General features: G+C 46.5%; 21 protein-coding genes. 6 read left to right on the top strand and 15 right to left on the bottom strand.

The window, feature by feature from the left end; genetic code table 11:
* Position 1 precedes the first annotated feature (1 nt).
* Positions 2–1,843 carry a DNA ligase D gene (locus ABMB67_RS01345; protein ID WP_251222716.1) on the top strand — a complete coding sequence of 614 codons (1,842 nt, stop codon included), beginning with the start codon at positions 2–4 and terminating at the stop codon, positions 1,841–1,843.
* Positions 1,844–1,893: 50 nt separating this feature from the next.
* The gene (locus tag ABMB67_RS01340; RefSeq protein ID WP_251222717.1) at positions 1,894–2,763 is read left to right on the top strand and encodes a dimethylarginine dimethylaminohydrolase family protein; all 870 of its coding nucleotides are present in this window, start codon (positions 1,894–1,896) and stop codon (positions 2,761–2,763) included.
* Positions 2,764–3,030: 267 nt separating this feature from the next.
* Here the strand turns inward: ABMB67_RS01340 and pepF are convergent, their stop codons facing one another.
* The gene (gene pepF, locus ABMB67_RS01335; protein WP_354570865.1) at positions 3,031–4,818 is read right to left on the bottom strand and encodes an oligoendopeptidase F; all 1,788 of its coding nucleotides are present in this window, start codon (positions 4,816–4,818) and stop codon (positions 3,031–3,033) included.
* Positions 4,819–5,146: 328 nt separating this feature from the next.
* Positions 5,147–5,362: a YozQ family protein gene (locus ABMB67_RS01330; RefSeq protein WP_251222719.1), complete on the bottom strand. Its 216-nt coding sequence runs from the start codon at positions 5,360–5,362 to the stop codon at positions 5,147–5,149.
* A gap of 136 nt (positions 5,363–5,498) precedes the next feature.
* Here ABMB67_RS01330 and ABMB67_RS01325 point away from each other — a divergent pair, with 136 nt between their 5' ends.
* On the top strand, positions 5,499–6,875 hold the full coding sequence (locus ABMB67_RS01325) for an amino acid permease (RefSeq protein WP_390188794.1): 1,377 nt from the start codon (positions 5,499–5,501) through the stop codon (positions 6,873–6,875).
* Here ABMB67_RS01325 and ABMB67_RS01320 read toward each other — a convergent pair.
* From ABMB67_RS01320 to ABMB67_RS01280, 9 genes are all read right to left on the bottom strand, one after another.
* Positions 6,856–7,485, bottom strand: coding sequence for a LysE family transporter (locus ABMB67_RS01320; protein ID WP_251222721.1), 630 nt, complete (start codon positions 7,483–7,485; stop codon positions 6,856–6,858). The two genes, ABMB67_RS01325 and ABMB67_RS01320, sit on opposite strands and share 20 nt — an antisense overlap.
* Before the next feature lie 225 nt (positions 7,486–7,710).
* Positions 7,711–7,836, bottom strand: a complete 126-nt coding sequence (locus tag ABMB67_RS01315) for a YjcZ family sporulation protein (protein ID WP_251222722.1) — start codon at positions 7,834–7,836, stop codon at positions 7,711–7,713.
* Positions 7,837–7,957: 121 nt separating this feature from the next.
* Positions 7,958–9,616, bottom strand: coding sequence for a nucleoside recognition domain-containing protein (locus ABMB67_RS01310; protein ID WP_354570864.1), 1,659 nt, complete (start codon positions 9,614–9,616; stop codon positions 7,958–7,960).
* Positions 9,606–10,724 (bottom strand): NAD(P)/FAD-dependent oxidoreductase, encoded by a 1,119-nt coding sequence (locus tag ABMB67_RS01305; RefSeq protein WP_251222724.1) that lies wholly within the window; start codon positions 10,722–10,724, stop codon positions 9,606–9,608. Before ABMB67_RS01305 ends, ABMB67_RS01310 begins: the two co-directional genes overlap by 11 nt.
* A gap of 77 nt (positions 10,725–10,801) precedes the next feature.
* Positions 10,802–12,250: a metal ABC transporter solute-binding protein, Zn/Mn family gene (locus ABMB67_RS01300; RefSeq protein ID WP_354570863.1), complete on the bottom strand. Its 1,449-nt coding sequence runs from the start codon at positions 12,248–12,250 to the stop codon at positions 10,802–10,804.
* Positions 12,251–12,454: 204 nt separating this feature from the next.
* Entirely contained in the window at positions 12,455–12,985 is a 531-nt protein-coding gene (dcd, locus tag ABMB67_RS01295) for a dCTP deaminase (protein WP_251222803.1), read from the bottom strand.
* A gap of 14 nt (positions 12,986–12,999) precedes the next feature.
* Complete coding sequence (locus tag ABMB67_RS01290; protein WP_251222726.1) at positions 13,000–14,202, bottom strand: GTP-binding protein; 1,203 nt, start codon at positions 14,200–14,202, stop codon at positions 13,000–13,002.
* Positions 14,203–14,503: 301 nt separating this feature from the next.
* Complete coding sequence (locus ABMB67_RS01285) at positions 14,504–15,499, bottom strand: zinc-binding dehydrogenase (protein ID WP_251222727.1); 996 nt, start codon at positions 15,497–15,499, stop codon at positions 14,504–14,506.
* Positions 15,500–15,516: 17 nt separating this feature from the next.
* Positions 15,517–16,152, bottom strand: a complete 636-nt coding sequence (locus tag ABMB67_RS01280; protein ID WP_251222728.1) for a phosphatase PAP2 family protein — start codon at positions 16,150–16,152, stop codon at positions 15,517–15,519.
* Between the two features lie 192 nt (positions 16,153–16,344).
* Here ABMB67_RS01280 and mobA point away from each other — a divergent pair, with 192 nt between their 5' ends.
* The 3 genes from mobA (at position 16,345) to ABMB67_RS01265 (ending at position 18,409) form a co-directional block, all read left to right on the top strand.
* Positions 16,345–16,953, top strand: a complete 609-nt coding sequence (gene mobA / locus ABMB67_RS01275; RefSeq protein WP_354570862.1) for a molybdenum cofactor guanylyltransferase — start codon at positions 16,345–16,347, stop codon at positions 16,951–16,953.
* Positions 16,954–17,008: 55 nt separating this feature from the next.
* Positions 17,009–17,911, top strand: coding sequence for a diacylglycerol/lipid kinase family protein (locus tag ABMB67_RS01270; RefSeq protein ID WP_354570861.1), 903 nt, complete (start codon positions 17,009–17,011; stop codon positions 17,909–17,911).
* Positions 17,912–17,980: 69 nt separating this feature from the next.
* Positions 17,981–18,409: a CBS domain-containing protein gene (locus tag ABMB67_RS01265; protein WP_251222731.1), complete on the top strand. Its 429-nt coding sequence runs from the start codon at positions 17,981–17,983 to the stop codon at positions 18,407–18,409.
* A 124-nt stretch (positions 18,410–18,533) separates the two neighbouring features.
* On the opposite strand, the gene ABMB67_RS01260 is transcribed toward ABMB67_RS01265, so the two are convergent.
* From ABMB67_RS01260 to ABMB67_RS01245, 4 genes are all read right to left on the bottom strand, one after another.
* On the bottom strand, positions 18,534–19,031 hold the full coding sequence (locus ABMB67_RS01260; protein WP_354571119.1) for a L,D-transpeptidase family protein: 498 nt from the start codon (positions 19,029–19,031) through the stop codon (positions 18,534–18,536).
* Positions 19,032–19,076: 45 nt separating this feature from the next.
* Entirely contained in the window at positions 19,077–20,432 is a 1,356-nt protein-coding gene (locus ABMB67_RS01255; RefSeq protein WP_251222732.1) for a sensor histidine kinase, read from the bottom strand.
* A 12-nt stretch (positions 20,433–20,444) separates the two neighbouring features.
* Positions 20,445–20,852, bottom strand: coding sequence for a response regulator (locus tag ABMB67_RS01250; protein WP_251222733.1), 408 nt, complete (start codon positions 20,850–20,852; stop codon positions 20,445–20,447).
* Positions 20,853–21,103: 251 nt separating this feature from the next.
* On the bottom strand, positions 21,104–21,823 hold the full coding sequence (locus ABMB67_RS01245; RefSeq protein ID WP_251222734.1) for a LytR/AlgR family response regulator transcription factor: 720 nt from the start codon (positions 21,821–21,823) through the stop codon (positions 21,104–21,106).
* Positions 21,824–21,929: the final 106 nt, after the last annotated feature.

Genomic DNA, 21,929 nt, shown 5'->3' with positions numbered 1-21,929 from the left:
GATGGATAAGCCAATGCTGCTAACAGCGGCTTCTGAGCCGCCCGTTGGCAAAGGCTGGCTTTATGAGCCTAAATACGACGGCTTCCGCTGTCTACTTTACTGGTCTAGCGACAAACCGCTTCTTGTCAGCCGCAACGGCAAAGAGCTGAACGGTCAATTCCCTGAGATCATCCAATTTTGCTCTGATCACCAGCAGGAGATTGAGCCGTTTCTTCCGCTGCTACTCGACGGTGAGCTTGTCCATTTGCTTAACGCCTTTAAAAGCTATTTTTCCGCTGTACAGCTTAGAGGACGGATGAAAAATGCAGATCGTATTTCAGCTCATGCCGCGGCTTTTCCGTGTCACTATCTCGGCTTTGACCTGTTGCAGCTCAAGGGCGACAGCCTGATCGATCTGCCGCTCGCCAAGCGCAAGAAGCAGCTGAACCAGCTCTTTAATAAGCTCGGCTGGTCACGGCAAATCGATCCTTATTCGGCGCAAAAGCTCCAGCTGATCGAGGAAACAGCGGATCTGTCCCGGCTCTCAGCGGCGATCGATCTTCATAACGGCGAAGGGATCGTCGCCAAACAGGCTACGAGTACCTGGAAGCCGGCAGCACGGACACGTCAATGGCAAAAGAGCAAGAACTGGCGCCTTGTTCCCGTGATCGTTACGAAATATGACGAAGCCAACGGCTATTTCTATGGCAGCGTCTTTAAGGAATCAGAACTCCTTGATATTGTCATTTTCAAGCATGGTTTAGCAGAGACGGAATGGCAGACGTTAGTCTCGCTCTTTCAAAAAAACGGGACTAGGAACGGATCGCTCTACAGGATGCCACCGGCAATCTGTGCCGCGATTGCCTGTATTGACTTTGATGGCAAGCAGCTGCGAGAACCTCATTTTCATTCTTTTTTGCTTGCGCAGGAGCCTGAGCAGTGCACGAGCAACGAAGCTGAAAAAGCGCTCCGCCCGCCGCCGGCCTCGGTTGCCGTTACCCATCCCGACAAGCCGATCTGGCCTGCTTTAAACATTCATAAGGATGACTATTTAACGGAGCTGCTGCATCTCGGCGATTATCTTTTGCCGTTTCTTCATGACCGGCATTTAACCGTTATCCGTTATCCGCACGGCGCCGATGATGAACGTTTTTTCCAAAAAAACTGTCCTGACTATGCACCGGAATTCGTTCAGACTGACCTGCACCATAACATTCGCTACATTCTCTGCAATGATGTCGAAACATTGCTTTGGCTTGGCAATCAGCTTGCGCTGGAATTCCATATTCCATTTGAACCGTTCCATTCCGCGTATCCGTCGGAAATTGTTTTTGATCTTGATCCCCCGTCGGTGTCAGAATTTCCTCTTGCTGTCGAGGCGGCCTTGCGACTGAAAGCGATATTTGATCAATTTCAGCTGCAATCCTTTGTCAAAACGTCGGGTGGAAAGGGATTACAGGTTTATCTTCCACTGCCAGAGGAAACCTATTCTTATGAGGACACTCGACGGTTTACCGAATTCGTAAGTGCGTTTCTTTGTGAACAGGAGCCGGATTGGTTTACGACGGAGCGCCTGAAAAAGAAGCGCGGCCGCAAATTATATGTCGACTATTTGCAGCACGATAAGGAAAAAACAATCATCGCGCCTTTTTCGCCAAGAGGAAATACCGACGGACGGATAGCGACTCCGCTTGACTGGAGCGAGGTTAATGCTCGGCTTGATCCGGCATCTTTTACAATCGCCACGATTCGGGCACGGCTGCTTGCAAACGGAAATCCGTTTCGTTTTTTTCAGCAGGCAAAAGCCAATCAGCCGCTGGACTTACTTCTTGAGCAGCTGACAAGTCTCACCTCCGTCAAATAAGTCTTGACCAAGGGCATACTAAACAAACGGATAGAAAAGGGAGGAATACGATGGGTCTGTTTACACGAAGCAAGAAAACCGCTTTCGCGACAAGCGAATACGACCGTCTCGAGCTAGTGATTATGTGTCAGCCTCAGTACATGACCATTCGCGATATCATCAATGAAACGCAAAAGAAATTTAAAAATGAAGGCATTCATATTTTGAAAGCGATGGAGCAGCATGAGCAGTTCGTCAATACATTGCGCGCTCATCATATTGATGTCGTTCTGCTGCCGGCGAACGAGCAATTTCCGGAACAGGTTTTCACACGGGATATCGGCTTTACACTTGGCCAGACGATTTTCGTTGCAGAAATGGCACATGACATCCGTCAAGGAGAGGAGAATTATTTAAAGGAATGGCTGAAGCAGGAAAAAATCTCCTACTACAATTTGATAGGCGATAAAATCGAAGGCGGCGATATTATTATCGACCGCGATACGATTTACATCGGTTTAAGCAACCGCACCAATCAAAAAGCAATCGACCATTTACAGCAATTATTGTCCCAGTTTGAGGTTATCACCGTTCCATTTCATGAGAAGTTTTTACATCTCGACTGTGTCTTTAACGTGCTTTCTCCTAAAGAAGCACTCTTTTATCCAGATGCGTTTAACAAAAAGGAAAGGGATTATCTGGAAACCCGCTATGAACTGATTGAAGTCACAAAGGACGAGCAGTTCACCCTCGGTACGAATGTCCTTTCAATCGGCGATAAAAAGGTTCTTTCCTTACCCGTCAACCAACAGGTCAACAAGCAGCTGCAGCAGCGCGGATATGAAGTAATTGAAGTTGATATTACTGAAATCATTAAATCAGGCGGCTCCTTTCGCTGCTGCACGCTGCCCGTCATTCGTGAAGAACCGAAAGAGCTATAGACACTAGGTAGTTTTCCTTTTGTCTATAGCTCGAAGGAAGAGGCTGGGGCAAAAGGCTGTTTTTTTACCTTTTTCCCAGCCGCTCTAAGCAATGAGCGGAACCGCCACGATCTTTTAAAGCCCGTTGTGAGTGGGTTTCTCACAACGGGCTTGTGGCGTGTGAAGCCATTGCCAGTAGGTCCAAAGCTAGTTTTGTCTCAAGCTCGTTTTCGTATGGAGCGTAGCCGTTGCCTGATTTGCTACGAGTGGGTTCTAGACCACTTCTTTTTACAGCTCGGCGAATTGATTGACCAAATCACCAAAGACTGCAAGAGCATCTTCAATCGTATCCGGCTTCGTTAAATCAACGCCGGTGTCTTTTAGTAATTCAAGCGGCGGCTTGGAGCTGCCGCTTTTTAAAAATTGCAGATAGCTGGTCTTTGTTGCCGCATCGCCCTGCAGCAGCCGTTCGGCGATCGCATTGGCCGCCGCATACCCCGTAGCATATTTGTACACATAAAACGGACGGTAAAAATGGGGAATCCGCGTCCAGCCGAATTTCACTTCTTCATCACAGTCAAGCGCACTGCCGTTATACGTTCGATAAAGCTCTTCATACATCTCATTGAACGCATCAGCGTGAAGCGGCTCTCCCTTTTCGACCTTCTCATGCGTCAGCTTTTCAAATTCGGCAAACATCACCTGCGTGAAAAATGTCCCTTTAAAGCTGTCGATGAAATGGTTCAGCAAATATTTTTTTCGGTTTGCCTCTTTGCTTTCCGCCAGTAAATAGCGAATCAGTAACATTTCATTGACGGTCGAAGCGACTTCGGCGACAAAAATCGAATAGCCCGCACTAATTTGCGGCTGATGCCGGCTTGAATACCAGGAGTGCATCGCATGCCCCGATTCATGCGTTAACGTAAACAGGCTGTCAAGATCATCGCGGTAATTCAGCAACACATACGGATGGACACCATAAATCCCGATGTTGTATGCTCCTGAGCGTTTTCCCGGCGTTTCGCGAACATCAAAATAGCGCTTTTCCTTAAAGCTTCGCAACGTCTGCTGGTAATCGGCGCCAAGTGGCTCAAGGCTGTCGATCATCGTGTCAAAGGCCTCATCAAACGATATCTCTTCCTTCACGCCGGAAACGAGCGGAACCGAAAGATCGTATGGTTTTAACTGCTCGACTTCAAGCAGCTTTTTCCGCAGCCGGATATACTCATGCATCGGCTCAATATTCGCTTTCGTCGTTTCAATTAACGTCTCATACACTTCTTTCGGGACTTCGTCTGAAAATAACCCTTTTTCAAGCGCGGAAGGATAGTGACGCATCCTTGAAATCGTTACATTGTTTTTAATCGCCGCTGACAGCGTCGAGGCAATCGTGTTTTTCATCTGTTTATACGGCTTATAATAGGCCTGATACGCTTCTGCACGCTTTTCTCTATCCTCATCTTCCATCCGCTTTGCATACATCCCTCTTGTTAACGGGACTTTCTCGCCATTTTCGTCGGTTACCTCTCCAAATACGATGTCAGCATTGTTGATCATGCCAAATGTGTGACTCGGCACCTGCAGGGCTTCCCCAAGCTGGGAAAGCGTTTCTTCTTTTTCTTCACTCAAAATATGCTTTTTATAGCGATAGCTGTCATACAAATCTTCTTCAAAATAAGCTAACTCTTTCTTCTCCGCGATATATTGTTTTAGCGTTTCCGGCTTCAGCTCGAGTAAAAACGGCATAAAGAACGACTTTGCCGCTCCTAAGGAAACCGCGAGCTTTTTGGCGCGGTCAAGCAAAGATTGGCTGGTGGTTACCCGCGTATCAATATCAGCCTGCAGCATCGCATAGACGTATACCTTTTTAAAGTCGTAATCGATTTCTTCCGAGAGGACGAGAAACGCATGCAAGCTGTCAGCATCAGCCAGTCGTCCATTATATTGGGCGAGCTTCTCAATCTTACTCTCCAGCACCTTATAGGTTTCCTCCCATTCCGCCGCCGTCGGAAAAATATCGGAAAGATTCCATTTTTCATGTTCCGGCACGTCTTTCCTTGACGAATAGCTCTTCATCATTAGCCCCCTTTTCCATTGCTTGCTTCTATGTATATTGTAGCTAAAGTATACTGATACATCGCCGGCAGTGCAATCATGACGTTCCTGCTTTTCCCAATAAAAAAACCTGAGGAGCATAATCCGCCTCAGGGAAAGGAGGCCACTGAAAAACCTCTTTTTCCGTAACTCGAAGAAGAGTAATGGCTCCGCACGTTGCGCGCCTTGCTGCGAGAAGCTCAATCGTAGCAAGGCTTTCAAAATCAGGCAACGGCTACGCTCATTACGAAAAAGCTGTTGAAAAAGTGAAAATCGTCCTTTTTCAGCAGCTTCAGGGAAAGGAAGCTGTTTATTCCTGAAATTCTTTAAACGGTTCTCTTCTTACTTCTTGATCCTCACCATGAACCTCATCGATTTCACCATCAATCGTGCCTTCCACGTACGCATCCAGCACCTGTTCATGCGTCATCGCCAAGCCTCGGTCGACCGACTGTTCGCTTTGTTCATCACCTGACTGATACTGATTGGTCGCTACTTGATTGGCTTGCTTTTGCTTTTCATTCATTTTCCATCCCTCCTTTTCCTTTAGTGTCTATCCTCCTTTTGAAAGCATAAGCGGTAAAATTGTCCAGCTGCTTTGCGAAATTCATGTACATACTCCACTGTTTGCCCAGGAAACAATAGAAAGGACTACGGAGAGGATGAAGTCTATGGCACATTCAAAGCAAGACAGCGAAAAGCCGCTGCAATGGTGGCAGCTGTCATTATTGGGAGTCGCTTGTACGATCGGAACCGGCTTTTTTCTCGGTTCAAGCATCGCGATTACGATGGCCGGGCCTTCGGTGCTGCTCGTCTATATCATCGCGGCTTTCGGAACATATTTCGTATTTGAGGCTTTGGCGAAGATGACCATTTACGACCCGCAAAAAGGCTCTTTTCGTTCGTATGCAAAAAAAGCATACGGGCGCTGGGCCGGCTTCAGCAGCGGCTGGGTTTACTGGGCCTCGGAAATGCTCATTATCGGCAGCCAGATGACCGCTTTGTCCATTTTCTCCCAGCTATGGTTTCCTGATCTTCCTTTATGGCTGTTAGCCAGCATCTATGCCGCTCTCGGCCTGCTCGTCATTATCGCCGGCAGTAAAAGCTTTGACCGAACGGAAAATTTGCTGGCGGTGTTGAAAATTTCGGCGATTTTCATGTTTATCATTCTGGCGTCCCTGGCCTTGTTTGGCCTGATCGGAACAGACCCGGATGGCACCCATATCCCGCGGACGGTAGAAGACGTTTTCCCACACGGCTTAAAAGGGCTGCTGCCGGCCTCCATCTACGGATTTTACGGCTTTGGCGGGATTGAAATTATGGGGCTTCTCGCTGTGCGGTTAAAACAAATGAAGGACGCGCCGAAATCAGGAAAAGTGATGCTGCTCACGCTCGGACTAATTTATGTATTCTCGATCGGCCTGGCCTTGATTATGGTGGCGCAAGCGGATTTTTCGCATGAAGAAAGCCCGTTTGTGACTGCTTTGACCGCTTATGCGATCCCTTATGTGAACCATGTGTTCAACGGTGTTTTTATTATCGCCGGCTTCTCAACGATGGTCGCCTCGATGTTCGCTGTCATTCGGATTCTCGTGACATTGGCCGAAGACCAGGATGCGCCGCGATTATTCGCAAAAAAGATCCATCATAAATGGGAGCTGCCTGCCATCCTGCTGACAACGCTCGGCATTATTGTATCGATCGTGCTGTCGATCTTCATGCCGGATCAAATGTATGAATATGTCACGACCGCCGCCGGCTTGATGCTGCTTTATAATTGGATCTTTATCCTCGGCTCGTACGGCCGTCTGCTCAACTTAACGAAAAAAGAGCAGATTAAGCGGCTGATCGGCTTTCTCTTTATTCTTTTGGGAGTGATCGGCACCGTTTTCCACGCCACAAGCCGGCCCGGCTTTTTTGTCAGCTTGCTCTTTCTGTTTTTAATTGCCATTGTCACGCTTATTATGAATCATCTGTGGAAGAAAAAAGGTGACGGCAACAAGCCATCACTGACCCTTTTTACAAAAACAACACGCTAAACGCATGCATGCCGAAATAAAGCCCAAACCCGATTAAAGAGAGACCTGATAAGACAGAAATCGCAACGAGAAGCCTCGTCGTAAGGAAGCGTCGCAATGTGCTCGCCAGTCCGGCCATCGTCACATCCCAGACGACAATTCCGGCAAAAATCGCCGCACTGTACAGCCACACTTGCCCAGGCTCTGCTTGCGTCAGCGTTTTCGCTAAAATCGAACCAAAAATGCCGAGCCAAAACAGAATGGTCAGCGGGTTGAACAGCGACATGAAAAAGCCGGAAAAAAAGGAAGCGGAATAAGACTGTTTAGCTGATCGTGAAGCTGTCAGGCCGACATTCTTCGCGCCCATTAAGCTTTCAATTCCTGTGTAGACGAGAACGAAAAAACCGAACAGCCATAAAAAGGTTTGCACAAAAGGCAGTTCAATCAAATGAACGACGCCGAAAAAAACGAGCAGCATATAAATGCCATCTGCGACGGTCGCTCCGAGGCCGACTAGCCAGGCGTGGAGAAAACCGCTTTTAATGCCCCTGTCCAGCTGGGCAGCATTGACAGGGCCGATTGGAGCCGCCAATGACAGCCCTAATAACACATAACCAAGAAGAATACTCATTTGCCCCTCCTCATCCAAAAACCAATGTACTAGCCTGATGCTTGTACCATTGTATTCAGGTGAGGGGCTCGTTAATACCTAAGAAAAACAGATGGCGCTCTTGATCAAGAAAAAGATGTGCCGTCGAGAAATCTTGGCACATCTTTTTCTTGCATGTACTAAGTTGCTGCAACGCCGACAATCTGCTAAGAGCGGATGACGTGCAGCGAAATGTCAGCTTTCGGCTTAGTATCCAAAGCCTCCGCCGAAACCACCGCCGCACCAACATGCGCCGACGATAATTAACAAAATAAAAAGCACGACAATTAAAGCAAATCCTCCGCCATATCCATATCCTGCTTCTGCACCCATTTATATCACTCCTTCTTGAAAGTAGGATGAAGCATCATCCTCACGATTCATCGTATGCAGGTGCACAAAAAACGTTTGGGCGCTTGTGAAAATAAGTAAATTGGCCATGCCTGCTGTCGCGTTATTCGAAAAAACGGATGATCGCAAGCAGGACGACGGCGGAAACAACTGACGTTATCAATTGCTTTATATAGAGAGCGGATGCTGCTTTCCAACGCAATTCCTTCGCTATTGTCCAGATCGTCACTAAGCAGGACGACAGCGTTGAAGCGATATACACAAGCAGAAAAACAGTGCCAGGAGCAAGGGCTGACATGAACGTACCGCCTCCTTCATTAAATAACAGGATCCCATCCTTTCTGATCATTGAAAAAACGATCCCGGCAGCCGCTTCCGCAGGGGCCCCGATCAGCTGGACGAGAGGCGCGGCGGCCCTCGTTAAGATTGCCAGAATCCCCACGTACTCGAACAGTGAAGCAATCAGGCATATGAAAAAAAAGATCGGCATAGCCTGAGTGAGAAATTGAAGGAAGACACCTTTTACGCGGAAGGCTACGCGTGCGGTCGATGGCCACTGTAAAAATGTTTTCCGTGCCTGAAAATAACGAAGCCATTTCTTTTCTTTGATCGGATACCACAGACGGTTATGAATGGCGGCAACGAAAGTCAACGTGAGCATGTACGGCAGGAAAAGCCATGGCAGTCCGGCGACGTGAAAAACGGACAACGTCGCTCCGATTTGATAGCTGCAGGCAGAACCGAATGAGATCAGCGATACACATGACGTTCTCGTAGTCAGGCTGCAGCTTCTCGTTTGCTGAACAGCGACAACATTACAGCCAAAGCCGGAAATAAACGGAACGAGATCCTGACCGTTCAAACCGATTTTGCTCATCAGCGGATCAAGTGTATCGACGATCCGGTCTTTTAGCCCAGAGTCATCAGCAACCGCGCTGGCAATGGAAATAAACAGGACAACAGGAAACGCCCAGACGAAGGAATAAATTCCTAATGTAAAAAGCCCGTAACTTCCTGTTAAAACGGCCTGAAACAAATCGGGAAAATTCGCTGTCCACAGCTCAAGCGGTTCGATTATCCGGTAAAGCAATGGTTCGAGCACGCTTGAAAGGCGATAAGCAAGCATCACCGGAAGGGCAAATAAGAGAAACATCATGATCAGTGCAAGCGGAATACCGCAAACGGGATGATCAAACCATAATGGTTTAGGATCAACTTCTTTGTGACGGATTTGAGCCATTTCCTCCCACATCGTTTGCGTAATTCGTTTTGTTTTTTTCAACTGATTGATGATGGTCGAACGGTTTCGCTCATCATGACGTCTTGCATCAACCATAATTAGTGGCCAGTCGCCAGCCCTTGCATGAGCTTGAAGAGCTGTCAAAAAAGCCGGCTCCATTTTATCGGCAAACGTAACAAGGACAGTCGCTTCCACGCCGTTCTTTGGGATGAGCGAAGCTAACTGCCTGATTTCTTCACTAAAATGGGTGCCTCTAACGACAAACAGCAAATGAGCTGCGCGCTCCAGCTCGATTCTCACAGCACGGAACGCTTCACTATCCTTCCTGCGCAATCCTGGTGTATCAACAAATACGGCCGACCCACTATGCCGTTCTTTCACAAAGATCGTTGACCCCTTTGCATTTAATTCCCTTCCCGCGCGCTGATTCGTCAGGCAGGCAAACACGCTCGTTTTGCCAACGGATTCCAGGCCGACCAAAACAATCCGTTCCTTAGCGACAGTCAACTCCTTAGCATTCACAATTAACCTCGCAGCACGCTAAATCCTCAAGCAGCATTTGGTTATTTTCATACTCTGCAAGGACTTCTTCCTTCATGTCATAGCCCCATCTTGTAAACAACTGCTTGACGACCGCCGCATACCGTGCCCGAAATTTGTAAATGAAGCAAAATACGGCGGAACGGTGCTGAACACTCGGACCTATTAAAAAGAGTCCTTCCGTTACCGTAGATTCATCAGCCTCCTCCGTTACGAGCGGCTTGCCATTTTCCTGCCATTCGAACAGCGAAGCAATTTGCGTCGCTCCTGAAGCAAATCCTGTCGCTAAAATAGGCTGTCCCGTTGTTTGCAGCACCTCGCCATTATCAAGCTCGACATCGTAGCCTGCATGATGTTGCGCGATTTTGGTTACTTTTCTGTTCTCCTTAAAAGAGACCCGTCCTGATTGAATCGCAACCTCCATTCTTTCATATGTGTACGGAGAAAGGGTCAAGCTCGGATCAGCGACCTTGTCATTCATTGACGTTTCCGTAACAACGGTTACTTGACTACCATTTCGGGCAAGATGAAAAGCGGCATCTGCGCCACTTTCCCCGCCGCCAACAACAACATAGTGAGCTTTCGCCAGCGCTTCATAGGAATCAACGTGCCCTACATGAAGCCCATGATGAGCTCCTTCTATTCCCGTTGCCCGAGGAAACTGAAATTCGCCGGTCGCCCAGAACAGCGCTTCACACGTCCATGTATCAGAATCAGTTTCGACAGTAAACAAGCGGCCTTTTTTTGAAACAGCGGTCACCATCGTCTTTTCTTTCACCTTCAAGTCGAAGTGATCAGCAAGCAATTCAAGATAGTCGGCATATTCATCACCATTTAGATGCTCTTTCCGAAAGGTATAAGCGGGCGATGTACCCGGAGTGACTGCGTTCAGGTCGAGAGCACCAAAGCCTTGTCCCGTAAATGAAGGGGTAATAAATCTCATTTCCCTCGGCCATCTTCTAAACGTAGAGCCGATTTCATCACCTTCTAACATGAGATAAGAGGTAAATCCCAGCTTTTTCAGGAGAATGGCAAGGCCAATCCCGGCAGGTCCGGCCCCAACGATGATGATTTTCTGATGGTGAATCATTTTGTAAAACCTCCATAAAAGGAATGAGCAGTGCTGATTTGAACAGCCTTGCTCATTCCTCATTTTTTATCGCGCGATTACTCAGCCTTTAACACCGTACGCAATGTTTCAATGTTTTCTTCCATAAGCGAAAAATAATCCGCGCCGGCTTCTACATTTTCAGTTGTTAATGCTTCAAGCGGGTGAAGATAAAGTGACTCCGCTTCTAAATAATCCTGAACGGTTTGCGCCACCGCCGGAGAAATATTCGGCTCAAACAAAACATATTCAAGCCCCAGCTCTTCTGCCTGCTCAATCGTTTCAATCAGCTGCTGCTGTGTAGGCTCATTTGTCGGAGAAAGCCCGGCAATCCCGATTTGCTTGATGCCATAACGCGCTTCCCAATAGCCGTATCCGGCATGTGAAACGATAAACGTATCAATTTGCGCATTTGCAGCAACTTCTTGAAATTGTTGGTCGAGCTCTTCAAATTGCCCGCGAAGCTCTTCAAAGTTCGCTTCAAAGTACTCTTCCTGCTCAGGCATTAGCTCAACGAGTAAATGTTTAATTTGCTCAGCCATCTCGATGGAAAGAACCGGATCAAGCCAGACATGCGGATCATGATCGCCATGAACATGTCCGTGATCATCATGCTCATGACCGTGGTCGTGCTCTTCCCCATGCTCATGATCGTGATCATCATGATGATCATGAATGGCAATTGCAATAGGCTCACTTTGCGCCACGACCTCATGATCGTCACCGAAAAGCTTTACTTGAATCAACTGCCCATCTTCCGCTACTCCTTCGTACGTGTTCGTTCCATTGTCAGGTACCACTTCCCACGCATCGTCATTCTCTGGATCTTCACCTGGCGCCAGTGTATACCAATGCCAATGATCGTGACCACTTTCCTCAATTTCATGGGCGGTTAAATGAACATGATCGCCTGTATGATAATGGTCTTTTACCCCTTCAATGCGCATAGTGCCACTCTCGACTTCCCCATCGTCGTGATTATGCTCATGCGCGTGCTCCTCTTCTGCACCATGGTCATGGTCGTGCTCCTCTTCTACACCGTGCTCATGGTCATGGTCGTCCTCATGTTCATGCGCATGTCCGTCCTCTTCCCCGTGTCCGTGATCATGATCATGATGATGGTTATCTTCGATTAACTCAACACCTGCACTCGCTTCGAGAACCGCTACTCCTTCATTTGCGACAGCCTCGACAATCCGGTCGGCAAAAGCCTCAATCCCTGCGCCATTGTAAATAAAGGCATCTGCTTCGGCGACGGCAACCATTTCATTAGGGGTAGGCTCGTATGTATGGGCGTCGGCGCCGACCGGTACGATATTTGTCACCTCAACGAAATCCCCGCCAATTTTCTTCGTCCAATCCTCCAACGGAAAAATCGAGGTCATGATCGTCAGCTGTTCCTCTGTTTCTTGACTTTCTTCCACTTCATCCGCAGTATCTGTCTCTGTGTTTGAGCACGCATTTAATAAAAGCAATGCCGTTGCTGCTACCATGAAAAACTTTTTCAACCTAAAAACCCCTCTCTTTTTTCGAAAGCATTACGATTTACAACTCAAAAAAATTTCTTACTCTATCTCATTCAATTCTGCCAAGTATTTCTTCACCCCACCTCTTAAAACGTAATTATTACGAATTATATCAGCTACTCCGCCTACTGACAACTATAAACTCTGGAAATGCCTGTTAAAAACAGGGCCGGCTTCCTGCTTGATTTATTGATCGCGATAGATCGCACTTCCCGTCGCTCCTGTTTGCCCAAGGTACTTTCCTTTGTACGGATCTGCTTGCCCGTTTACTTCGGCAATGACGATTTGACAAATTCTCCGGCCGACAGACAGCTTAATCGGGAGTTCGCTCGCATTGAAAAGCTCCAGGGTGATCTGCCCGGAAAATCCCGGATCAACCCAGCCGGCATTTTGAATAAACAGCCCGAGACGGCCAATTGAACTTCTTCCTTCGACAAAGGCCGTTAAATAAGGAGGAAGTGTTATTGTTTCGATCGTTGTTGCTAAAATAAACGAGTGAGCCGGGAGTATGAGTGTTCCATTATCCGCTGTGATTTCGCGATAGGAAATCGGTGTGTCCAACGTAATCAGGCTTTCTTTATGCCCGTCAATTGTCAGAAAATGATCGCTCAGCCTTAAATCAATCGAAGCAGGCTGAATTTGCTTATCATTGATTGGCGCAATCGTTATTTCATTTTGCTTGATTTTTTCAAAAATTGATTTACCGGTTAAAATCACCTTTGTCCCTACTTTCAGCTTGGCCTTTGGACATTCCATTGAAATGGATCATCGAGCGTTTGCCAATCCTGCATCATTTCCGTATCTGTTAATAAACAATCGTCCAATTCTTTAGTTACTGTTTCTTTGTCCAGTTCTGTGCCGATCAACACCAGCTTCGTATGCCGATCACCATATTGATCGTTCCACTCCTGCAGAAGATCAGGATTATCTTTTAAAATTTGCTGTTGCTCATGAAGTGGTAAACCGGCGACCCAATAAGAGATGGGCTCGACTGAGACAGATGGCCCGGCCTGCGACATAAGCAGTGCCAAATTATTTCTGCTCGCGCACCAGACGATTCCTTTCGCTCTGACCACATTATCCGGCATGGATTGAAGCCAATTGTAAAAACGCATCGTGTGAAAAGGCTCCCGCCGGTAATAGACGAAAGAAGAGATTCCGTACTCTTCTGTTTCCGGAGTATGCTCGGCATGTCCTGCTGTCAACTCGCGAATCCATCCTGCCGAACTGCTTGCTTCTTCAAAATTAAACAGCTTCGTATCCAATATTTCCATCGGATCGACTTCGGCCTTAACAGAGCGAATGATTTTCGCTTTTGGTTGCAATGTTTTCAACACGACTTCCAATTTCTCCAGTTCCTCTTCCGATACAAGATCACACTTATTCAAAATAAGCACATCGCAAAATTCGATCTGATCGATCAGCAAATCGGCAATTTCTCGTGCATCATCCTCTCCAAGTGCTTCCTTACGATCAAGCAAGCTGTCCCCTGAGCGAAAATCATGCCAAAAACGATTTGCATCGACGACCGTAACCATTGTATCCAACCGGCAAAATTTTGTTAAATCAATGTTAAGCTCTTCATCAATATACGAGAATGTTTGCGCCACCGGGATCGGTTCACTAATCCCCGTCGATTCAATGACGATGTAATCAATATTTCCTGCTTTTGCTAACTTCTCCACTTCAATTAATAAATCTTCTCTTAACGTACAGCAAATGCATCCATTCGACATTTCGACTAATTTTTCTTCTGTTCGCGACAGCTCTCCACCTTGCTTCACTAATTCAGCATCGATGTTTACCTCACTCATATCATTGACGATGACCGCTACCTTCAACCCTTGCCGGTTTTTTAGAATATGATTTAGTAAAGTTGTTTTCCCAGAGCCAAGATAGCCGCTTAATACCGTTACGGGAATCACTGTTTTCATCTTATCCTCCTCATAAATCGTAATCATTACTATTTATATAATAGAGAACGAGTGATAGATTGTCAATCTGTGAATGAGAAACGATGCAAAAACGCTCTTCGACCTCGCTACCGGGATCGGGGCATTTTTTTTCTAGTGAGAAAGAGGAGGGATGCTTGATGATAAATAGAGAGAGCTATTCAAGACGGAAAGCAACGAGTTGCGCGCCTTGCTTACGCCTACGCTCATGGCAAAAAAGCTGCTGAAAAAGTGAAAATCGTCCTTTTTCAGCAGCTTCAACCAGAGGGATTTTAGCCAATCCCTATTCCGTTATTTTCAGCGCGATTTTTCCAAATTGCTCGGCGTCTTCCATTCTTTTCAATGCTTCTATTCCTTGCGATAATGGAAAAACCTGATCGATCACCGGCTTTATTTGATATCTTTTAATAAAATGAAGCATTTCTTTAAACTCATCTCGGCTTCCCATCGTCGTCCCGAGCATCGTAAATTGTCCGTAAAAAAAGCTGCGAATGTCAAGCTTGACCTCATCGCCGGCCGAGGCGCCAAACGTTACGAGTGTCCCGCCTTTGCGTAATTGACCGAGTGATTTATTGAAAGTGGCCGCCCCGACTGTTTCAATTACGATATCTGCTTTCTCTCCATTCAGCTCAGCATTCCAGTCATGTTCACTGGCAATCGCCACGTCCGCGCCAAGTTCGAGCGCTTTTTCCCGCTTTGCCTGCGAGCGCGACGTCACAATGACACGCGCTCCAATCGCTTTCGCGAATAACAAAAGAAAAGTAACAGCGCCGCTGCCGACCCCAGGCAGCAAAATCGTATCCTTCGGCTTGGCATGCGCTCTCGTAATCAGCGCCCTGTAGGCAGTAAGCGCCGCAAGAGACAGCACGCCTGCTTCCTCCCATGATAAGTGCTCCGGCTTTTTTTCCACATTGAACGCGGAAATAACAATAGATTCCGCGAAAGTCCCGTGATCAGGCAAGCCGACGATTTCGAATCCGTCCGGCGGCGCGGCACTTTTTGTGACCCAGCCGAGGCTCGGGTTAATAATGACTTCGTCGCCAGCCGCAACATCCGTCACGCCTTCTCCAACTTCTTCTATAATTCCGGCGCCATCCGAACCGATGATCAGACCCGGCGCCTCTTCCGGATGGCGTTCCAGCACGAAAAGATCCCGGTGATTAAGACCGGCATAAAGCAGTTTCACCTTTACTTCCCCTGCTGCCGGCTTCACTTCCTCGATCTCCTGATAGGCAAGCCCGGCCAACCCTCTTTTCCCTTGATGAACCAATGCTTTCATCCGTTCCACGCCCTTTACTATGGAATATTATGTTCAATGAATTGATAAATAAAGATGGAAATGGTTAATAATGCTCCGCTTACTAAATATCCGCCGATGACGTCACTCGGATAATGGACCCCTAAATAAATCCGGCTGAACCCCATCAACAGAATGATGCTGGCGGCCGCCCCTACGAGAAAACGGCGCGATTTCCGCTTTTTCAGATGACGCCAAAGTAAAAACGTTACCGCTCCATAAAGCGTAAAAGCCGCCATCGCATGGGCGCTCGGATAGCTGAATCCTGTCTCTTCAATCATCTCAATGATCGACGGCCGCTCCCGTTCAAAATACGACTTTAAAAGCACATTCAGCGTGACCGAGCACAAAGAAACAGCAACGAAAAAAATGACGTCACGCTTTTTCTTCGTAAATAGGTACAGAATAAGTAGCATGACTGCTGAAAGAACGACAACCGGGATCGTTGAACCGATAAAGCTGAGCGCGATCAGCATAGCTGTTAAAAATGGATGCTCAAGCATTGAAACCCGCTGGATCAACGCTTCATCAAGAGCGAGTGTTGCGCCCGTGACAACCCCATAGGTCAGAAATAGAAAAAGCATGAGCAAAACGCCGCTGCAACGTAAAAGGAATGTCGATGATTTATGCTGCAATATTGTCACACCTACTTGTGAGAGATCATGATAGTTGGATAAGTTTACCTCTTATTTTAGCGTTTTCTATCATTCAATTCAATCGGTTTGTTTTTTACGACAGCTCTCAGATTGCGTAACCTTGTCTATTCTTTCTTGCCCCGTTTTCGTATACTGAAACTACTAATTCTTTTGAAAAAGGGAGCTGATCGGATGATGATTGATGGACTTGTATTGGCAGGCGGGCAATCGTCCCGCTATGGGAAGGCGAAAATGTTTGAACAATACAACGGAAAAGCATTTTATCAGCATAGCATCACCGCATTATCAGAAGGCGGCTGCCGTTCTGTCTACATCGTGACAAACAGCGGGCTCGCTCCTTCTATTTCTTCTGCCGATGCTGCGATTCTTGTTGAGGAAACAGCCCACCAGGGGCCGCTCGCTGCCCTGGCCTTTGCGATGGAACAGCTTCCCAGAACGGATTGGTTCTTTGTGCTTGCAGCTGATATTCCCTTTGTACGCGCTTCTTTGGTCGCCGACTTGATAAAAGAAATTGATTCCGCAAACCAAATCATCATCCCCGAGAGCGGAACGCGCCTTCAGCCATTGCTCGCTCTCTATCACCGCGACTGTCTCTCGATGATAAAACAGTTGCTTGCCAAAGGTTATCGGAGCTTTAAGCCTTTGTTACGGGAAGCGAGGCTGAAACGAGTTGCCTTCGCGGGCAATCAGGCAGATTTTATGAATATCAACTATCCGGAGGACCTCCGCGAGGCAAAGCGCCTTCTGTCCGACTTAAATGGCAAGGAAAAAATTGAGTAAAGACCTCGCTCTCAGGGAATAGGATGAAAAATATCCCCTTGAAAGGAAGCTGTGAATGGACAGGAAAAAAGCGTTGCTCGTCTATAATGCGCAGGCGGGACAAGCGAAAATCAACGACATTTTAAAAGATATTACGGACGTACTTGCTGCGGAATATCGGGAGCTGACGATGGTGCAAACCTTTCAGAAAGGCGACGGTGAGCGGATTTGCAGAGAGCGCGCCAGTGATTATGACCAGCTCTTTATTGTCGGAGGAGACGGAACGGTGCACGAATGTATCAACGGCTTAATGGACGTTACAAAACCGCCTGTTGTCGGAATTTTCCCTGCCGGTACTTGCAATGATTTCTCCCGTACTCTCGGGATTCCGCAAACGATTGCCGAAGCAGCTGGAGTGATCAAAGCCGGTCAAACGCTGACATGTGACATCGGAAGCTGCAACAAGCGGTATTTCACGAATTTTGTCGGACTCGGCTTAATTACGACCGTCTCGGAAGAAACAAATTCTACGTTAAAAAATTCAGTCGGTAAGCTGAGCTATTTTATTAGCGCGCTTCAATCGTTAAAAAAAGCCGAACCCTTTTCCTTTGCTTTGCAAACAGCCGAAAAAGTGGAACGAAGCGGGGAAGCGGTGATGATTCTGGCGATGAATGGCTATTCGTTAGGCACAGCCAATTTCCACCTTCCTGACTCCAAGCTCGATGACAGCTTAATGGAGCTCTATATCATTCAGGAATCGGGACTGAAACTACTGAAAAATATGTATTACAAAACATTCACCGCAGATTGGACGAAAGAAGCGGAAGGAATCGAGCTGATTCGCACCTCCTCCTTTTCCTTGACGACTGCGGAGAAAATGGAGATTGATATGGACGGTGAAATTTATCAGACATCCCCGGCTGCAGTCGCCCTGCTCCCGCGGAAGCTGACATTTTTCATGAACAAGCTGACAGAATGATGCATAATTTTTGACCTTTGGAAAATCCTAATACTTGTTCATAAATCTAACTTGAATGGAGTGACCAGGATGCCAAATCTAGATCAGCTCATGTCAAAAAATGTTGTTTCAGTCACCGGAGATCAAACGATCCAGGAAGCAGCGGCCTTAATGAAACAATACAATATCGGTTCTGTTCCTGTAGTGGAAAATGGTCAGCTGCAAGGAGTGATCACCGACCGCGATATTACGTTGCGTTCTACAGCGGAAGGCAATGCAACAAATGTGCCGGTGCGCGAATGTATGTCAACAAACTTAACCGTTGCCTCTCCTTCGATGGATGCGCATGAAGCCTCGGCTTTAATGGCTCAGCATCAAATTCGCCGTCTTCCTGTCGTCGATAACGGCCAATTAGTCGGTATGGTCGCGCTGGGAGACCTGGCAACAGAAGCGATTTATCAAAATGAAGCCGGCGAAGCGCTGTCGAATATTTCTGAGCATACTTCTCCTGAGCAGTAAGACGATACTACTGGCGCGATCCTGTGGAGAGGAAATTTTGCACATAGCTATAAAGCAAGCAGGGAAACAGATTCTTTCCTGCTTGCTTTATGCTAGTCAGCCCTTCAACCTTTCGCCCATTATGCTATGGCCTGATCATAACCTTTGTTCCAATTGGAATCGTTTGGGACAGTTCAATCACATCCTCGTTGAACATCCGAATACAGCCTTTTGATACGGCTTTCCCGATTGAAGAAGGATCGTTAGTGCCGTGAATACCGTAATGTTTTTTCGATAATGACATCCACATCGCTCCAAAGGGACCTCCCGGATTCGGCGCTTTATTAATAATGACATAATCTCCCGTCGGCGTTTCATTCAGCATTCTGCCAACCGCAATCGGATAGGTTTTAACCTCAGCACCATACTGAAATAAGGTCAGTGTTCTGTTTAACAACGAGACTGAAATAGAATAAGGCAATTGATCAGGGTCGGGCAACCCCGGAATAACGAGCGTCTGACCGACATATAGCGTATTTGGATCAGCAAGCTGATTTGCCTGCAGGAGGGTATTGAAGGCAATACGGTAATCCTCCGCAATCGAAAAAAGCGTTTCCCCCGGTTTGACAATATGCTTGTGCATGTAGGTCATCCCACCTTCCTCGCCTTTGGAATTACCATATGCACATCAGTCCATTTTATGCTTACTCCCGTGTAAAGGAAGACTGACAGAAAATGTACTTCCCTGGTTGAGCCTGCTCTCCACGGTGATCTCTCCCCCCATTTCTTCTACTAGCCCTTTCGTCAAAGCAAGGCCCATCCCCTGCCCTTCTTTCTCATCATGATCAGCGCGGCCGGTAAGATGAAAGATGTCTTCCAGTTTCTCCTCGGCAATGCCAAAACCACTATCTGTGATCATCAGCCGAAACTGATCCTCTTTTCGTTCCGTCTGAATCGTTAATGTTCCATTCTTCTTATTAAACTTAATCCCATTTGTCAGCAGGTTCAGCAGGATCTGCATGAATTTCGTCCGGTCGACCTGTAAAAACAGCTCATGCTCTTCGTCCATTTGCCGTATGATTTCAATATTTTTTTCCAACGCGAACGGATAGACAAACATGATACTGTCATCAATCACCTGAAAAACATTCACCTTCTCCCTCTTTTGAAGCTGTCCTGTTTTCCCTCTTTTCCTGCTCATCGCATTGAGTAGAAAAAGCATATGCTTTCCGGATTTGATAATTTTCTCGAGACGTTCCTGCTGCTTCCGATTGTTACGATCGGCTTCAAGCTGCATCAGTTGAGCATAACCGAGAATGCTGTTTAGCGGGATTTTTAATTCATGTGCCAATTGAACGGACAAGAGCGACGCGTATTCAAACTCTTTCTCAAAAGCCGCCCTCGCCTTTGCCAACGTCAGCGCTTTGTGCTGCTGGATGCTCTTGCCGATAAACAAAAAGCTTCCTTCCCCTTTCCCTTTTAAGCAATAAACCGTAAAAAAGATCTCATATGTATCCCCTTGCCTGTTTTGTAAAGTGAGCACCGCTTCCGCCCATTGATGTTTCTGACTTTCGTCTATCAGTGCGCTCGCTTTCTCACGCGATGAAGGAGCAACAAAAGCCGCTAATGTATGACTGGTGAGTCGCTTAATCGGAACGGCTGAAAAAGTAAGAAGGACGCGATTGGCCATCAGAATCGTTTCATTCTCATCACAAACAAAAATCCAAAATGAATCATCCTGTTCACCAGAGTTCTCCCGCTTTTTCCGCGACTGGTCCGTCTGTGGCGCTTTCCCATTCAGCCAATAGCCAAGCAGAAGCATCACGCCGGCGAGCAACGCATACTGAAAAACAAAACCCGTGTACAGAGCCGGTGATGTGGACAACGATCGTGCCAGACCTGAGAACGCAAAGGCGCCAAGTAAAACAATGATGACGATATAGACGAGTACATCCACCCTGTTCCACTTTTTGAACCCCTGATATAAATAGCCCAGTAACCACGCGAAACTAACTAAAATAAGCACAAAAAAAATCTCGTTCATCTCTTCTCACTTTCATGAAAAATATCCGTTTTTTTGCGTTATTCGCTCTTTTAGACAGTGGTATACGACTTCTCGAAGCAGATGAATATCAAGAGGCTTGTCGACAAAATCAACATGTGGAAAATCACGTAATTGTTCGCGGATATTCAAGTTTTGAAAAGCGGTGCAAATCGTAAAAGGCAGACAAAGTTGCTTATGCACCTTTGAAAACGTATGGACGCTTTCATGATTAATAAAATCATAAATTAACAGTTCAACCGGTTTGCTTTTCAGTTTCGTTATGACCTGTTCATGACTTTCAACGACATCCAGGTTTGTAAATCCCCAATCTCTCAACACGGTTTCAAACAGGAGCTTATAACCGTTGTACTCCTGATAGATTAAAATCGTTTTCGTATATAGTGCTTCTTCCGTTATCACCCAGTCCTTAACTCCCTTTTTGACTAAAATGCGTATGTTGAAAATTTTACCTTTTCGGACCCTTTCCTGTCTAATAGATACAGCACCCAAGTAGTCCGTTTTATGTACCCCATACGAAAACAAAGGAAGTAGTTAGTAAGTGATTGAACCCTTTCACAACCTTTCAGGAAACAAAGGGTGAGACAAGACTGACCATGACCAAGGGGCTGGGCAAAAGGTGAAAAACAACCTTTGTCCCGTTCCCTGCAACGTTAGCGAAGTAATTTTTGATGAGTCGTATGAATCCGGTGCTTTGAGATGTGAGCCGCTTTATCATAATCGAGAAAATAGGCTAAGTATGTTCTTCCTGAGGATTCGATATGCGAGATTTTATTTATATTGATAATATAGGAACGATGAGATTGATAAAAGGAGGAAGTAAGCTTTTTTTCCAGTGAATCCAATGTTTCCAATGTGACATAGGTTTTGTCTTTCGTATGAACAAGTGCTTCTTTGCCGTTTTTTTCAATAAATAAAATGTCGTTAATAGGAACATAATACGTCAGCTTTTTATTTTTTATAATCATTCGCTGTGAATCATTTCTATTGTTATTGGCCAACTCTTTCCTCTCTCTTACTTTTGCCAGTGCTTTATACAGACGTCCGGCCTCGACCGGCTTCACAATATAATCCGTCGCAGAAATCGTAAACGCTTCCACCGCGTAATCATCATAGCCTGTAATAAAAATAAATCTCAGCTGCGGAACGTATTCAAGACAAATCTTTATTGCTTCCATCCCATTAAGCTTCGGCATCCGAATATCGATCAAAACGGCGTCCACATCTCTATGAGATAAAACCTGTTCCACTACTTCTTTTCCATCAACTGCTTCTGCTACAACCGTAACATCAGGCAAATGATTGATAAACTCAATAAGGATTTCGCGTGAATCCGCATGATCATCAGCTACAATTACCTTTAAATTCTCCATCTTACCCCTTCTTTTCATTATATTTCTCAGAAGACTGCCATGATGAAACAGGTTAACCAGTTTACTACTGTGCTTATAGCCTTTACTCTCAATAATGTAACATTAC

This window comes from Halalkalibacter oceani (assembly GCF_040544555.1).
Classification (GTDB): Bacteria; Bacillota; Bacilli; order Bacillales; family Bacillaceae_D; genus Halalkalibacter; species Halalkalibacter oceani.
This window is presented reverse-complemented; position numbering and strand designations above follow the sequence as displayed.